The organism is Bartonella sp. TT110JLCBS (assembly GCF_042193405.1).
Classification (GTDB): domain Bacteria; phylum Pseudomonadota; class Alphaproteobacteria; order Rhizobiales; family Rhizobiaceae; genus Bartonella.
Map to the genome: position 1 here is coordinate 1 of NZ_JBHILT010000110.1, position 1,214 is coordinate 1,214.

The 1,214-nt window shown below is 45.8% G+C and carries 1 protein-coding gene; it reads right to left on the reverse strand.

The genetic code is table 11. The annotated features are described in order from the left end of the window. The coding region (locus ACFILW_RS09820) for a DUF4815 domain-containing protein (RefSeq protein ID WP_375685737.1) at positions 1–1,214 on the reverse strand (1,214 nt) is incomplete at both ends.

A 1,214-nucleotide genomic window follows, 5' to 3' on the forward strand; every position in this document is an offset into this window, starting at 1 on the left:
GTTGTCAACTCTTGCGCAATAATCACTTCATTTGTCCAGTCAAGCGTGACAGGCGCTTTTAAAGGAGCAGTATAGAATGTTGGGTCAATGGCAAGCTGTAAAATGCCGTTGCCTACAGCCCCTGTTTGTTGAAAGCCTTCATCTCTGTAACTATCATCAAGAAAAGGGTCTGCAAACATGCCCTTTTTGGCAACGGGTTCTTTAGAGTCAACATTGCTTTTAATACGCTCTAATTGCATCAATCGATCAAGCGAAAGCACCCGTTGAAAATAGCGCCACATTTCATCATAGGGGGCAACCCGTGTGCCATCATTGACCACAACCGGCGTTTCAAGCCAATTGTTGGTAATGGTGGCAAGAGAGAGCACCTCATCAGGGACACTGGGTGCCATGGGTTGGTCTGAAGAAATCCCTTTGATATAGACGACATTTCCCCCTGTGTTGAGACCAATACGGTCAATGCGGGGGAGTTTGTAAGTGTAACTGACAATGATATCACCACCCTCCGCCCCACCTGAGACTGTAATTTCCTGCGCTGTTACCTTATCAGCCGTGATTTTTGCACGATAGCGATAAGTCACCTTATAGCTGCTCCCTGCTAAAGGTTCGTCTCCCACCGGTGCCCAATCAATGGTGTCTCCGGTTTTTTTAAAATCTGTGCCTTCTTTAAATTCCTTGCTTCCTTGAACGATTTTGATAAAAGAGGTGATGCTTTTATCAGGAACCCCATCACGCCCAGCGGCAACAGCACCACGGGTGACGTTAACGGTTTTTTCTTTTGTCAATAAAAGAGACTGAATATCAGCAATAGGAAAATAATAGGGTTTAAAGGTAAAACTTGTTTTCCCTTTTGAAGGCGCAAAAATATGCGTTTCGCTTGGAACAACGCTTGTCGAAAAATCCTCTGGCTCTTCATGGCGCAAAGCCGCTAAGCGTTTGCGTTTGAAACCATTGATATTAGCTTCTCCTTCTTGAATACTAAAGACTTGGCAACCGTTATTTGCTCCCAATGCACTTACTCGGCATCCCCCCACGATATAATGCCCATGGGCGCGGTCGTACGTCGCAATGGCTTGCATGGCCGGTTCAAGGAGTGAGGGCGATTTTTGATCAATCAAAACGCCATCTTGTAAAATATAAACCGGAAAGAAAGTGCCATTCTGCGCATCCTCTTTTAGTGCCCAGACAAGTTTTGCTACTTCACGTGCCGCTCC